13 protein-coding genes are annotated in these 13882 nt (G+C 43.6%); 6 read left to right on the top strand and 7 right to left on the bottom strand.

The window, feature by feature from the left end:
- Positions 1-159 precede the first annotated feature (159 nt).
- Positions 160-2532 carry a phosphoenolpyruvate synthase gene (ppsA, locus tag G457_RS0109745; RefSeq protein WP_026946311.1) on the bottom strand — a complete coding sequence of 791 codons (2373 nt, stop codon included), beginning with the start codon at positions 2530-2532 and terminating at the stop codon, positions 160-162.
- A 218-nt stretch (positions 2533-2750) separates the two neighbouring features.
- Here ppsA and G457_RS0109750 point away from each other — a divergent pair, with 218 nt between their 5' ends.
- Positions 2751-3140: a DUF2237 family protein gene (locus G457_RS0109750; protein WP_026946312.1), complete on the top strand. Its 390-nt coding sequence runs from the start codon at positions 2751-2753 to the stop codon at positions 3138-3140.
- A 12-nt stretch (positions 3141-3152) separates the two neighbouring features.
- Here the strand turns inward: G457_RS0109750 and G457_RS0109755 are convergent, their stop codons facing one another.
- Together G457_RS0109755 and G457_RS0109760 are read right to left on the bottom strand one after the other, a co-directional pair.
- Complete coding sequence (locus tag G457_RS0109755; protein ID WP_026946313.1) at positions 3153-3656, bottom strand: hypothetical protein; 504 nt, start codon at positions 3654-3656, stop codon at positions 3153-3155.
- Between the two features lie 125 nt (positions 3657-3781).
- Positions 3782-4345: an LOG family protein gene (locus G457_RS0109760; RefSeq protein WP_026946314.1), complete on the bottom strand. Its 564-nt coding sequence runs from the start codon at positions 4343-4345 to the stop codon at positions 3782-3784.
- A 231-nt stretch (positions 4346-4576) separates the two neighbouring features.
- Here G457_RS0109760 and G457_RS0109765 point away from each other — a divergent pair, with 231 nt between their 5' ends.
- From G457_RS0109765 to secDF, 4 genes are all read left to right on the top strand, one after another.
- Positions 4577-5158: a non-canonical purine NTP diphosphatase gene (locus tag G457_RS0109765; protein ID WP_026946315.1), complete on the top strand. Its 582-nt coding sequence runs from the start codon at positions 4577-4579 to the stop codon at positions 5156-5158.
- A 21-nt stretch (positions 5159-5179) separates the two neighbouring features.
- Complete coding sequence (locus tag G457_RS0109770; RefSeq protein WP_026946316.1) at positions 5180-5797, top strand: uridine kinase family protein; 618 nt, start codon at positions 5180-5182, stop codon at positions 5795-5797.
- Positions 5798-5849: 52 nt separating this feature from the next.
- Positions 5850-6197: a hypothetical protein gene (locus G457_RS0109775; RefSeq protein WP_026946317.1), complete on the top strand. Its 348-nt coding sequence runs from the start codon at positions 5850-5852 to the stop codon at positions 6195-6197.
- A 94-nt stretch (positions 6198-6291) separates the two neighbouring features.
- On the top strand, positions 6292-9255 hold the full coding sequence (secDF, locus tag G457_RS0109780) for a protein translocase subunit SecDF (RefSeq protein WP_026946318.1): 2964 nt from the start codon (positions 6292-6294) through the stop codon (positions 9253-9255).
- Between the two features lie 93 nt (positions 9256-9348).
- Here secDF and guaB read toward each other — a convergent pair whose 3' ends face one another.
- The 4 genes from guaB to G457_RS0109800 form a co-directional block, all read right to left on the bottom strand.
- Positions 9349-10827, bottom strand: coding sequence for an IMP dehydrogenase (guaB, locus tag G457_RS0109785; RefSeq protein WP_026946319.1), 1479 nt, complete (start codon positions 10825-10827; stop codon positions 9349-9351).
- Between the two features lie 112 nt (positions 10828-10939).
- Complete coding sequence (locus tag G457_RS0109790; RefSeq protein WP_026946320.1) at positions 10940-11386, bottom strand: ABA4-like family protein; 447 nt, start codon at positions 11384-11386, stop codon at positions 10940-10942.
- 18 nt (positions 11387-11404) lie between these two features.
- Positions 11405-12343: a lytic transglycosylase domain-containing protein gene (locus G457_RS21325; RefSeq protein WP_035483583.1), complete on the bottom strand. Its 939-nt coding sequence runs from the start codon at positions 12341-12343 to the stop codon at positions 11405-11407.
- A complete protein-coding gene (locus G457_RS0109800) occupies positions 12343-13065 on the bottom strand; it encodes an LOG family protein (protein WP_026946321.1) in 723 nt (240 codons plus the stop codon). The genes G457_RS21325 and G457_RS0109800 overlap by 1 nt, the downstream gene beginning before the upstream one ends.
- 169 nt (positions 13066-13234) lie before the next feature.
- Here G457_RS0109800 and G457_RS0109810 point away from each other — a divergent pair, with 169 nt between their 5' ends.
- Positions 13235-13834 carry a YkgJ family cysteine cluster protein gene (locus tag G457_RS0109810; protein WP_026946322.1) on the top strand — a complete coding sequence of 200 codons (600 nt, stop codon included), beginning with the start codon at positions 13235-13237 and terminating at the stop codon, positions 13832-13834.
- Positions 13835-13882: the final 48 nt, after the last annotated feature.

A 13882-nucleotide genomic window follows, 5' to 3' on the forward strand; every position in this document is an offset into this window, starting at 1 on the left:
TTGTGAAATTAAAGTTTTTTTGAAGAAAGGCTTCCTATCCATTCATTTATGTGCCATTGATGAGGATGGGATATTGTTGGATCACCTATGCGGATACTTCGGAGGCTTCGGATTAACTTTCGAACGTGCCGACCATCTTGCTGCTGTCTTCCAGTTTCCCTACTTCCCGTTTCCTTCCGCCTCAATCATATTCTCAATTCCTTTCAGTAATGCATCCGAATTAAAGGAAATACTATCTATTCCTTCTTCGATCAGGAATTGAGCAAAGGCAGGATTGTCGCTCGGTGCCTGACCACAGAGCCCGATTTTCTTTCCGGCTGCTTTGGCTTTTCGAATTACCTCTGCAATCATCCATTTTACGGCAGGGTTGTTTTCATCAAACAGATCGCTCAGGACCTCCGAATCCCGATCCACGCCTAGTGTAAGTTGAGTCAGGTCGTTGGAACCGATGGAAAAGCCGTCGAAGATTTGGGCAAATTCTTCAGCGAGGATCACATTGGAGGGAATTTCGGCCATCACGTAGATCTCGAGTCCATTTTTCCCCTGCTCCAAGCCTAGCTTTTTCATCAGGGTAATCACTTTCTTTCCCTCCTCCGGTGTGCGGCAGAAGGGAATCATCACTTTGAGATTTTCTAATCCCATGTCTTCTCTGACTCGCTTGACGGCTTGACATTCCAAAGCAAATCCCTCCCTGTAGTGCTCGTGATCGTATCGGGAGGCTCCTCGGAAGCCCAGCATGGGGTTTTCTTCTCCGGTTTCAAATTTGCTTCCCCCTAAAAGATGGGCATATTCGTTCGTTTTGAAATCGCTCATGCGCAATATCACATCCTTCGGATAGAAGGCGGCGGCAATAGTCCCTACAGCCTGAGACAGATTATCCACAAAATATTCTTGCTTGTCAGAATAGCCCTTGCAGAGCGTTTCGATTTGGGCTTTTTCTTCCAGATCCTCCAACTCATCAAAATGCACCAAAGCCATCGGATGCACTTTGATGCTTCCGTTGACGACAAATTCCATTCGCATCAATCCTACTCCTTGATTTGGGAAAAAGGAGAGGTTGAAAGCCTTTTCAGGATCGGCAAGGATAAACATGGGCTGGGTTTTGGGAAGCTTAAGGCCTTTGAAATTGTGTTCCTGGGTTTTCCACTTCAGCTTGCCGGCATAGACTTTTCCGATTTTTCCGGAGGAATTGTCTACTGTTACCAAGTCTCCATTTTTGAGCTTTTCCAGAGCCCCTTCTGCACCCACGATTGCCAGCGCCCCCACTTCCCGCGCCACAATGGCGGCATGGCTGGTTCTGCCGCCTTTGGCTGTAATAATGGCTCCGGCTTTTTTCATTACTGGATCCCAATCAGGATTGGTGATTTCGGTGAGAAGAATATCCCCTTTTTCCAGCAGATCCGCCTCAGCGGGAGAGTGAAGGATTTTGACTTTTCCGGCTGTGATTCCGTTACCAATAGCATAGCCGGAACTCAGAAGCTCGCCTTTTTCTGTCAAGGAATACTCTTTCAGTACGTATGGATCCTTGTCAGCATGTACAGTTTCCGGTCGGGCTTGCACGATAAAAAGCTTTCCGGAGTTTCCATCCTTAGCCCATTCGATATCCATGGGCATTTGGTAATGCTTTTCGATCTGCACCGCCCATCTCCCTAGTGTTTCGATTTCTTTTTCGTCAAGCACAAAGGCTTCTTGTTTTTCTTTTGGGGTATCCAGATTGACTACTCCTCCCTTTTTTTCATAGATCATGGTTTTGGTCTTGGAGCCTATTTTCTTGGAAATAATGGACTTTTTACCCTTTTCCAAAGAAGGTTTGAACACCAAATACTCATCAGGAATCACTGCTCCTTGCACGATATTTTCTCCCAAACCCCAGCAGCCAGTAATCAAAACAGCATTGGAAAATCCCGATTCAGGGTCGATGGAAAAAGTAACCCCACTACAAGCCAAGTCAGCCCTCACCATCAATTGCACACCTACCGAGAGTGCTATTTCGTGTTTGTCAAAGCCCCTGTCATGGCGATATTTGATCGCGCGGGCATTGTAGAGCGAAGCAAAGCAGGATCTGACGCCTTCTAAGAGCTTTTTTTCTCCTTGTATATTCAAGAAAGATTCATGCAATCCTGCAAAACTAGCTCCCGGAAGATCCTCCGCTGTAGCACTACTCCGGACTGCTACATCTACTTCGCGCTCATTTGCTTCGCAAAGCTTCAAGTAAGCTCCTTCGATTTCCTCGATCAATTCATCCGGAAAGGTGCCTTTGAGAAAAAGCTTTTTGATAGAGCTAGAGACTGAATTGAGGTTGGAAAAGTCTTTCAGATCCAACTGCTTTAGATGGTCGTGGATAGCTTCACCGATTTGATTGTGCTGCACAAAAAGCCGGTAAGCATCTGCTGTCACAGCAAAACCATCTGGTATATTGATTTTCAGAGGAATCAACTTTTGAAACATCTCTCCGAGAGAGGCATTTTTTCCTCCCACTTTTGCAACGTCTTCCATTCCGATCTCCCGAAATGATACTATCAAATCTGCCATCCTATTTGCTCGTTATTGATGCTTAAAAATAGAAAGGAATAGCTTGGATTTAGCTGATAAAAATCAGGCCTTTGTAAACCAAATCTCACTCTTAGCTTTGGAAGGTTAGATAAATCTGGGATGGTTTGAAAATAGATAGATTTTTTCGGGTATTTAGTAAAGTAGAAAACTATACATTTTTTGGGTGGTTAGGATATTGAAAAAATTGATAAATCGTGATGAATATTTCCTGGGAAAAAGAAGCGGATAAAAATGTCTTTGGGGAAAAGTTGATCCCCTGCAGCATGGACCCTTTGACGGGATTTTTCAGAGATGGCTGCTGCAGTACGGGACAGACTGATCATGGGACTCATACAGTCTGCGCGATTGTAACGGAGGAATTTTTAGATTTTTCAAGGAAGCAGGGTAACGACCTGATTACACCAAGGCCTGAATATCTTTTTCCCGGTCTAAAACCTGGAGATCGCTGGTGCTTGTGTGTACTCCGCTGGAAGGAAGCCTATGAAGCAGGAGTAGCTCCGGAGGTGGTGTTGGAAGCCACCCATGAGCGAAGCTTGGATTTTATACCCTTGGATGTGCTGGTGAAGTTTGCTTTCAGTAAAAAGTAAAGGACTTACATCCTAGCTAACTTTTAGAAACAATTCGCCATGTCTCTTCACCACCCGAATACCGAAGTGTTGATTGATAAAAGCTTTGCAGTGGTTTTCGGCCCACTCAGCACGAGATTCTGTATCAAACAATAGCGTCATCCGAAGCATGGTTTTGACGTATTGCTCATTTTGACCCAACTGACGAATCATCGAGATTAACGCAGCCTCCCACTCTTCCTTAAACTTGTCAAAATGCGATTTGCCGTCAAATAGCAGTTCTAGCTGATTGTCTTGTTGTTGATAGCGGTAAACGCCACAAAGCTGCCGATAGATCATTCGAATGCGATCGGTAGGAAACTCAAACCCGTCTAAAATCACGGCATAGGTGCTGTCCATGAGTTTTAGTGGATTGTAGAGGTAAGTGTAGGATCGCTTGAGTTCGTATACCATCTGATCCAAAAGTTCCTCTTCTAGCGCAAACTGCGCCTGTCTAAGTATATAATTTTTGTCTAATGGGAAAAGTTTTTGAATCATTTTCAGTTCGAACTCTGGCAAAAATAGAAAAAATCCAATTCTGGATAAAATTCTTTTGATGCAGAACGAGAATTATCCAAATATTAATTCAAACCAAAAAATAATTCTTTTTGAAAAACTGTCTTTTACCAGTCAGCCGGTCTTCTGGCTTGGTAGGCTTGCATTTGATCCAAAAGCTCCACAGGATCATCAGAAATGATCAAGAGTTCTTCCTGCTCAGGGTATAAAAAGCCCTCTTTCATTGCATGATTTAGAAATTCGATGAGCATGTCATAATAGCCGTTGACATTATAAAGTGCGAGGGGTTTCTGAATATAGTGCAATTGATTCAATGTCATAATTTCAAAAAGTTCCTCTAAAGTCCCGATTCCACCCGGCATGGCAATAAAACCATCACCACGCTCAGCCATTAGCCATTTCCGGTCGCGCATGGTCTCGACGATTACTAGCTCTGTACATCCTGAGTGTGCTACTTCCCGGTCAACGAGTTTTTGTGGAATAATTCCCAAAACTTCCTGCCCCGCAGCAAGCATTTCATCTGCAATCACCCCCATGAGCCCTACCCGGCCGGCTCCATACACTAAGGATAGGTCTCGATTGATCATCTCTTGTGCAAGTGCTCTTGCAGCTGATTCGAAAACAGAGGAATTGCCTTTTTTTGAGCCGCAATAGACCGTTATTTTTTTCATAAATAGGAGATTTAAAAAACTGTCCGAAGTTAGTTCTTCGAAAAGTAATGACAATATAAAACCGCTTAAAAACCGATAATTCGTCTTAGGAATATTCTGTACTTTTGGATATGAAATGCCCATGTGAATGGCTCCTCACACAGGGGAATTCCCCGATATATCAAAGTAGGGATTCTCCCGAATCAAGTTCGGGACAAGCTATGTGGCCGCTGAAAAACAAATTATATACGCATGAAAATTTGCTTTGCCACCAACAACTCGAAGAAAATAGAAGAGGTCAAGGCAGCTCTTCCTGATTCCATCAAGATAGTTTCACTCAAAGAAATTGGTTGTGAGGAAGAGCTTCCTGAGACTGGTGATACGCTTGATCACAATGCCTTCCAAAAAGCTCGATATGTCAAGGAGAAGTATGGTGTAGATTGCTTTGCAGATGACACAGGTTTGGAAGTGGCATCCCTCCAAGGAGAACCAGGAGTCTACTCCGGTCGCTATGCAGGTGAGCCTCGATCGGATGAAAGGAATGTGGACCTTTTGTTGAAAAATCTAAGTGGAATAAGCAATAGAGAAGCTCAGTTTCGGACTGTGATCGCATTGATTTTGGGTGAGGATGAATATGCTTTTGAAGGGGTAGCTAAGGGGAAGATTATCGAGGAACGAAGAGGCGAAAAGGGATTCGGGTATGATCCTATTTTTGTGCCAGAAGGAATGAATCGGACCTTTGCAGAGCTTGATATGGAAGAAAAAAACCGCATTTCTCACCGTGGAAAGGCGGTTCATGCATTAGTTCAATTTTTAACGAGTAAAAATTTTTAAACTTGTGGCAAAATTCAGCACATGGGACGGCCATTCATAGTAGGAATCACAGGAGGTTCTGCCTCAGGTAAGACACTTTTTTTGGAAAGACTTTTAGGAAGTTTTGATCCAGGAGAGGTTTGTTTGATCTCGCAGGACAACTACTATAAACCAAGGCATTTGCAGCCAATCGATGCGCAAGGGATACATAATTTTGATACCCCCCAAAGCATAGACTTTGAAGCCTATGCAGCTGATATTCGCAGGATTCAAGCAGGAGAGACAATTTACAGAGAAGAGTACACTTTTAATAATGCCGCTAAAAAACCGGCGATGCTCACCTTTCATCCTGCACCGGTTATCGTGGTGGAGGGAATATTCGTATTGTACTATCCTGAGCTTTCGGACTTGCTCGATCTGAAAATATTCATCGATGCCAAGGATCACATCAAACTCAAGCGCAGAATCATCCGTGACAAAGTAGAGCGAGGATATGATCTCGACGATGTGCTTTATCGGTATGAAATGCATGTGATGCCAACCTATGAAAAGTACATCAAGCCTTTCAAAAATGACGCTGATTTGATCATTCCAAACAATTTGAACTTTGATAAGGGTTTGGAGGTCATTCGCGCTTACCTCAAAGCGAAATCAAGCTAAAACTCTCAGGAAAGGGCTTTTACATTGTAAATATTCTCTATATTTGCGCAGCATGAAGCAAAAAGCACAAAATAACATTCTATGGCAGCGAAGGTTCACATTGGCCTTGGCACTATTGCTGTGCTTTTTTGTCTCCTCATTAGAATACGTCACTCATCCCGAAATCAATAAGATTGAGCATCAATCCACCGAGGATGGAAGTGAGCAGGCTGTCATCTCCATGGCAGTAGATGCTGTGGTCCCTTTTGCGGTGCAATTGACCCAGACGGCCTTATACTTTATTTATGACATTATCAGCTTCGAGCCAAGGTCATTTACCGTTGAATCGGCATCCTTTGCTCCATCCAATCAGCTGGTTGAGATACTTTTTGAGCGGATTATTTCCACGCTCGGGCCCTAGTTTTCCTTCTTTTTCTTGCCAATTTCCTTACATGACCTATTGGTCTATGCTTCCTTATTCTATTTAAGAAATCAATAATTAATTCTATAATCCAATGCAAAACAAAGGAGTCATTGTGTTTTTGACAGTGGTGATCACAGGCTTGTGTCTGTATTATCTGTCATTCACATTTGTATCAAGTGGTATTCAAAAACAAGCCACTGAATATGCCGTCGAAGCGGATGGCAACGTAGATTTTGCCAAAAGAAGATCCTACCTGGACTCTATTTGGAGAGAGCCGGTGTACAACTTCTTAGGGGCAGATTTTACCTATCAAGAAATCAAAGAAACCGAATTGGGTCTAGGTCTAGACCTTCAAGGAGGAATGCACGTGACCTTGGAGGTTTCCCCTGTGGAAATCGTAAAGGGTCTTGCAGGAAATCCCAAAGATCCTGGATTCAATCAGGCTGTAGATGAAGCTCGCGAAGCTGCTAAAACCTCAACTGAAAAGTATGTGGATCTATTCTATTCCGCATGGCAAAGCAACAACCCAGGACGTCAGCTAAGCAGTATTTTTGCGACTGCTGCCAATCGTGGCCGTATCTCCCTGGAGTCATCTGATGCAGAAATTCTAGAGATCATAGACACAGAAGTTGAAAACGCAATCGAAAGATCTTTCAACATTCTTCGTACACGAATTGACCGATTTGGTACTTCTCAGCCAAACATTCAGCGAATTCAAGGAACTGGTCGTATTCAGGTAGAACTTCCGGGTGTAGATAACCAAGAGCGTGTAAGAAACCTACTTCAAGGAGTAGCGAAATTGCAGTTTTGGGAAGTAGCTGAAGTAAACGAACTAGGCGGTTCCCTTGACGCGATCAACGCTGCTTGGGTAGCTGATAATCAAAATGCAGATACTAGCGACGAAGACACGGTATCTACAGAGAATATGACAGAGGAAGATTCTCTTCGAAATGCGCTTGAAAAGCAGTTGGCGGAGATCGATCCAATGAATCCTTCCAATGACGTTTCTCCGATCTACAGCCTAATTCAGCCGAATTATGGTCTTGCCTATCAGGTTCGTGATACTATTATTATCAACCGAATCCTTAAAAACCCAGATTACAAATCACTACTTCCAAGAGACATTAAGTTGCTTTGGGGTGTGAAGCCATTTGTACCAGAAGGTACAGATTTGGAGATTCTTGAGCTTTATGCCATCAGAGCTCCTCGAGGAGCAGATCAAGCGCCTCTAGAAGGTGATGTGGTAACCGACGCTCGTCAGGTACTTGATCAGACTTCCCGTCCTGCTGTATCTATGCAGATGAATGCAGAGGGTGCCAGAAAGTGGAGATCACTTACAGGTGCAAATATCGGTCGTCGTATCGCAGTAGTTTTGGATGACTATGTGTACACAGCACCGGTAGTAAATGGCGAAATTCCTACAGGTCAGTCTGAAATTTCAGGATCTTTCACCCTGCAGGAAGCACAGGATTTGGCAAACATTCTGAAGTCAGGATCACTTCCTGCGCCAACTCAAATCGTAGAAGAAAGCATCATCGGCCCAACATTGGGTAAAGAAGCTCAAGGCCAAGGTATCATTTCCATGGTCGCAGGTCTTGTCTTAGTTGTCCTTTTCATGGTAGCATACTATTCCAAAGGTGGATTGGTTGCTATCGCGGCATTGGTATTCAACATCTTCTTCATTCTAGGAATCCTTGCTCAGTTGGGAGCAGCTTTGACATTGCCTGGTATCGCCGGTATCGTATTGACTATCGGTATGTCCATTGATGCGAACGTACTCATCTTTGAGCGAATCAAGGAGGAACTTCGAAATGGAGCAGGTCTACTTGCTTCAATCAATGCAGGTTATAACAAAGCCTTCTCAGCCATCTTGGACTCCAATGTGACGACATTCTTGACTGGTGCCATTCTTTACGCTTTGGGACAAGGTCCAGTAAAAGGCTTTGCCATCGTATTGATGATCGGTATTGCTTCGTCCTTCTTCTCAGCGGTATTTATCACTCGAGTGATTGTTCACTGGATGAGCAAAAAAGGAGAAAAGAGCTCTATCAGCTTCGCAACGCCATTTGCTAAAAATGCATTGACTGGCTTGAACTTCGATTTCTTAAGCAAGCGAAAGACCGCATATTTGATTTCATCCGCGATCATCATTGTCGGTTTGGCTATCGCCGCTGTAAACGGGTTAAAGTTTGGTGTTGACTTTACAGGTGGTCGATCTTATATCGTTGCTTTTGAAGAGCCGGTAGTTCCTTCTGAATTGAAAGTAGGACTGGATGGCGAATTTGATGGCTCCGTAGAGGTTAAAACTTATGGTGCGAATAATGTCCTGAAAGTGACCACCTCCTATCTGATCAACGAGGATGATGACGAGTCCAACCGTCAGGTAGAAGAAAAGGTAAAAGAAGGAATTGCCACAGTCACTGGCTTCTCTTTCACAGATAATGCTGAAAACCTAGGCACCGGCCAATTCGCAATTACTGGATCCTCGAAAGTGGGGGCGACTGTAGCAGACGATATCAAGACTTCCTCTGCCGAAGCCATGATCGTAGCCTTGATTGCTATCTTCCTTTACATTTTGGTACGATTCCGAAAGTGGCAATTCTCATTGGCATCAATTGCTGCCTTGGTTCACGATACATTATTTGTTATTGCAGCATTTGCAATTGCTACCGCACTGGGTGCGACCTTTGAGATCGATCAAGTATTTATCGCTGCGATATTGACGGTGATCGGTTACTCGATCAACGATACGGTGATCGTTTTTGACCGTATTCGTGAAAATATCGAGCTGAGAGGCACCGGTAAACTGGTGAATATCTTCAATGAGGCGATCAACCTTACCTTGGGTAGAACCTTGATTACTTCATTCACAACTTTGATCGTGGTATTAGTACTATTGATCTTTGGTGGAGAAGTCTTGAGGGGATTCTCTTTCGCCTTGTTCATCGGTATTCTAGTAGGTACTTATTCATCTGTATACATCGCTACTCCGATTGTAGTAGACTTGATGAAGAAAGAGTTGGATAAAGAAAAAGAAGCGAAAAAAGTAGCTTAATCAGCAAAACCTATAAATGCAAAAACCCGGCTTAGTTGCCGGGTTTTTTTATGCCCTTTTCAAAAATTTGAAAAGGATAATGGATTGGTCAAATCATGATTTCAAGCTGTAGTTTGGAGCTTCTCTAGTCACACTCACATCGTGAGGATGCGACTCTTTCACACCTGCAGCGGTGATTTTCACAAACTTGCCATTTTTCTGTAAGTCGTCGATTGTTTTGGTACCGCAGTATCCCATACCTGCTTGTAGTCCACCCACGAGTTGGTAAAGGACCTCTGCTACCAAGCCTTTGTAAGGTACACGGCCTACGATGCCCTCAGGCACTAGCTTTTTGATATTGTCTTCTGCATCTTGGAAGTAACGATCCTTGGAGCCAGATTCCATGGCTTCCAATGAACCCATTCCACGATAGGACTTGAATTTTCTTCCTTCGAAAATGATCATTTCACCAGGTGCTTCTTCGGTACCAGCAAGTAGGGAGCCAATCATAATAGAACTACCTCCAGCTGCGACGGCTTTTACCAAGTCGCCTGAATATCGAATACCCCCATCCGCAATTACAGGTACTCCTCTTTCCTTTAAAGCTTGTGAGCATTCGAATACTGCTGAAAGCTGAGGAACTCCAACTCCGGCAATGATTCGTGTGGTACAAATGGAACCTGGACCTACTCCGACCTTTACTGCATCAGCTCCGGCATCCGCCAAAGCTATTGCCGCTTCGGGAGTAGCAATATTTCCAACGATGACCTCTAAGTCAGGAAATGCTGTTTTGATTTTTTTACAAGTTTCGATTACGCCCTTGGAGTGTCCATGCGCGGTATCGATAGACACCACGTCTACACCTGCTTGCACCAAAGCCTCTACCCTACTTACGATGTCTGCGGTCACACCGACAGCTGCACCTACACGTAGTCTGCCATATTCATCTTTACATGCATGAGGCTTATCCTTTCGCTTCAGAATATCCTTGTAGGTGATCAAGCCTGTCAGTTTATTATCTTCATCGACGATCGGTAATTTTTCGATTTTGTACTCCTGAAGAATCTCTTCAGCCTGCTCTAGGGATACACCAGATTTGGCGGTGATTAGATTCTCGATCGTCATGATTTGCTTGATCGGGAGATTTGGGTCCTTGATGAAGCGAAGGTCACGGTTGGTGATGATACCTTTCAGAACTCGATTTTGATCAACGACCGGAATACCACCAATGTGGTATTCGCGCATGATAGATTCTGCATCACGGACCTTAGCATCAATATTCAAAGTGATTGGGTCCAAAATCATCCCCGCTTGCGAGCGTTTTACCTTTCGGACTTGAGCTGCTTGCTTCTCGATGGACATATTTTTGTGGATGAACCCCAAACCTCCTTCCAAAGCGATAGCAATGGCAAGTTCTGCCTCAGTTACGGTATCCATCGCTGCGGACACTAGAGGAATGTTCAGTCGGATTTTTTTGGTGAGCCAGGTAGAAGTGTCGGTTTCTCGGGGGAGAACTTCGGAGTATCCTGGTACTAGAAGCACATCATCATAGGTGAGGGCTTCGAAGAGGAATTTATCGGAATTTCGATTCATAGCAAATATTGGTTTGAGGTAACCCTATTTGCCCGTCAAAGGTACAAACAATTTCTCATGCGGAAATACCTATTAGAAAAATAAATCTTCAGATGGAAGTTACTTAGGGTTTTCAGCCTGCAGAAAACGGGTCCTGCAGATATTTTCCTGATTTGCTGGCCCGAATGATGAAGTAGAGTAGTAAACCAACAGGTCCCATCATGAAGGTGAAGATGAGGCAAGGTAAAATCCACCATCTTCCAATATTTCGCCTAGTGGAATCCCGACAAATCCACATCCCAACAAATAAATCAAATACCAAATAATGGATCCAGCCAGCCAAAACGGCTAAATCATCCTCGAAAAGTAACTTTAGATTGCCTAATGTATCGAAGCCACCTTGACTTTCCCCTGTCAGTGCTTGCGTAATGAAAAATGCATAAGTCAAGGCAAGTCCAACCATGACAAAGGAAAAGAGCGCCTTATAAATCCATGTCTTTTCGTAAAAGACAAACAAAAAAATCCAGCAGAAAAAGGCGATTGAATTGACGGTCAAAAAAACATTTTCTGCTGAATTCATGCTCTTGGAATTTAAGTTTTATGATTTTTTGGGCAGGATGATTTGGTAAGTTCTTCCTCTTCGTACATTTAGATTTCGCTCTCGCATCCAGGGATTATAAAGCTTGAGTTCTTTGTAGCTATAACCTTGACCTTTTGCCCATTCGGCTAAGTTGGAGATGTCTTTTTCTACGGTTACTATTTCCATCTCTGGATCCTGATAGTAGTCTTTTGGGCGTAGATTGAAGCCATAATCTTGAGGATTTTCAAAGATCACTTTATAAGCCAAAATCCTAAAAATGTATCTGCTTGTCTCGTCATTCAGCAATAGCTGATAATAATCCTCCTCCAGCTGTTCGGATTGCCTTCTGGAGAAACCAGCCTGACCCATATTATAACTTGCCGCTACTGCTGTCCAGTTTCCAAACTTTTTGTGGGCTTGATTTAAGTAGGCTGTTGCTGCTTTGGTAGCCTTTTGCCAATGGTATCTTTCATCGACATTGCGATTGACCTCCAGGCCAAAATCTTTGGCGGTGCCTTGCATAAACTGCCAAAAGCCCTTAGCTCCGGCAGGTGAGGTGACATTCGCCAAACCTGATTCGGCCATGGCTAAGTATTTGAAATCATCCGGTACTCCTTGTTCCTGAAGTGTTTTAGATATTTCAGGAAGATATTTTGCGGAGCGCTTCATCAGGAGAACGGTATTGGACTGCCAATAGGCTATGGAATAAATCTCCCGCTCCAGACGCTCGAAGATATCTTGTCTATCCAGAGGTACTCTTTCTCCCGCAAAACTCAGGGTATCGGGAATCGGAAAAATCCGGATTGAGTCCAAAGGAATGGGTGACATTCCCTGCTGCCGGTCCATAAATTGTGGCCCAGTGGTATCTCTTGTGGGTTTTTGAAGCAGGATGGCCCCAATGCCAGCTAGACATAGGGCCAACATGCCGTAAATGAAAAACAGGTGGTATCGAGGCATTAGAAATTCGGGCTGAGTAGGTATTTGTTGTAGAAGTCATCAATTACTTGCACCGCTTCTGTGGCATTTTCTACAACTGAAAATAAGTCTAAGTCTTCCGGGCTAATGTATTTATTTTCTAAAAGGGTACTTTTTATCCAGTCCACTAAGCCTTCCCAGTAGTTTTTACCAACCAAGACGATAGGGAAACGGCCGATTTTGTTGGTTTGGATTAGGGTAAGCGCTTCAAAAAACTCGTCCATCGTCCCGAATCCTCCCGGAAGTACCACAAAGCCTTGGGAGTATTTGACAAACATAACTTTTCTGACGAAAAAGTAATCGAAGGTTAGAAGCTTATCGCGATCGATGTAGATGTTATTGAATTGCTCGAAGGGTAGGACTATGTTCAGGCCTACGGATTTACCTCCCTCTGAGTGGGCTCCTTTATTTCCCGCCTCCATAATTCCCGGTCCGCCACCAGTAATCACCCCATAGCCATGCCGGACGAGTTTGGCGGCGATTTCTTCAGCCATTTGATAGTGCTTGTGGTCCCGTGGTGTTCGTGCTGATCCAAAAATTGACACACAAGGACCGATTTTAGCGAGTTTTTCGAAGCCTTCTACAAATTCGGACATTACTTTAAAAATCGCCCAAGAGTCTGCGCTTTTTATCTCACTCCAGTCTCGCTCCTTAAATGCCTTTCTGATTTTTTCATCTTGCTTGATCAGTTCTTTTTCGCTCATATCTATTCTTTTTCTGCTAAAACGATTCAGGACCTAAATAGTCTGTCTTTTCTTTAAAAATTTGGGCATTTGCCATTTCAATTCCTGAATTGAAGTTAGAAAAAATTTACAGTAGGGAGAATCAATTCGGTAGATTGCGTAGTAATTTTGTGGATTATTCATTGAATTCTTGAAGCTAAGCGAAAAGTCTCAAGCAGTCTTGGAGGTATTCCGGGAGCTTGAAGTCGAGAGTAGGGACTTTGTCCAGCATGCAGGTTTGTCTTGTGTGGTAGGGTGTGGGAAATGCTGTGCTAATCCAAAGGTACCAGCCAGTCCTTTGGAATTTTTGCCATTTGCCTTGGAGCTTTATGAAAATGGAGCTATCGAGTCAAATTTACGCATGCTTGATTCTCTGGGATCGGAAGGGTTTTGTCTGCTTTATCGTCCTACCTCTGAAGATGGTAGCAAGGGTTTTTGTAGCCAACATACTCAAAGAGGCCTGATTTGTAGGCTTTTTTCAAGTTCTGCACGCCGCAATAAGCAGGGTGAAAAAGAATTGATTCTATGTAAGGTTCTTAAAGAAGCAAAGCCGGAAGCTTTTGCGAAAGCAAGTGCTGCCATTAAGCATGAGCTGCAGGTTCCGATGGCATCTACTTACTATTCCAAGCTTGCTGATATTGATGCTTTTCTGACTGAAACTTACCCCATTAATCAGGCTATTCGCATAGCGATTGAACTGGTCCTGCGCTATAAGTTTTATGAGGAATCTGAGACGCTTGAGGATTATTGATTTTTTTGCTCTTCTCAATTAAGTTATATTCGTCCAACGAACAATTGT

Origin of the sequence: Algoriphagus marincola DSM 16067, assembly GCF_000429405.1 — a bacterium.
GTDB classification, from domain to species: domain Bacteria; phylum Bacteroidota; class Bacteroidia; order Cytophagales; family Cyclobacteriaceae; genus Algoriphagus; species Algoriphagus marincola.

Excerpts from the sequence above, each read along its gene's own strand:
- G457_RS0109800 (WP_026946321.1), bottom strand. The coding sequence starts at position 13,065 with ATGAGCGAAAAAGAACTGATCAAGCAAGATGAAAAAATCAGAAAGGCA.
- G457_RS0109765 (WP_026946315.1), top strand. The coding sequence starts at position 4,577 with ATGAAAATTTGCTTTGCCACCAACAACTCGAAGAAAATAGAAGAGGTC.
- G457_RS0109750 (WP_026946312.1), top strand. The coding sequence starts at position 2,751 with ATGAATATTTCCTGGGAAAAAGAAGCGGATAAAAATGTCTTTGGGGAA.
- ppsA (WP_026946311.1), bottom strand. The coding sequence starts at position 2,532 with ATGGCAGATTTGATAGTATCATTTCGGGAGATCGGAATGGAAGACGTT.
- G457_RS21325 (WP_035483583.1), bottom strand. The coding sequence starts at position 12,343 with ATGCCTCGATACCACCTGTTTTTCATTTACGGCATGTTGGCCCTATGT.
- G457_RS0109790 (WP_026946320.1), bottom strand. The coding sequence starts at position 11,386 with ATGAATTCAGCAGAAAATGTTTTTTTGACCGTCAATTCAATCGCCTTT.
- G457_RS0109770 (WP_026946316.1), top strand. The coding sequence starts at position 5,180 with ATGGGACGGCCATTCATAGTAGGAATCACAGGAGGTTCTGCCTCAGGT.
- guaB (WP_026946319.1), bottom strand. The coding sequence starts at position 10,827 with ATGAATCGAAATTCCGATAAATTCCTCTTCGAAGCCCTCACCTATGAT.
- G457_RS0109755 (WP_026946313.1), bottom strand. The coding sequence starts at position 3,656 with ATGATTCAAAAACTTTTCCCATTAGACAAAAATTATATACTTAGACAG.
- secDF (WP_026946318.1), top strand. The coding sequence starts at position 6,292 with ATGCAAAACAAAGGAGTCATTGTGTTTTTGACAGTGGTGATCACAGGC.
- G457_RS0109760 (WP_026946314.1), bottom strand. The coding sequence starts at position 4,345 with ATGAAAAAAATAACGGTCTATTGCGGCTCAAAAAAAGGCAATTCCTCT.
- G457_RS0109775 (WP_026946317.1), top strand. The coding sequence starts at position 5,850 with ATGAAGCAAAAAGCACAAAATAACATTCTATGGCAGCGAAGGTTCACA.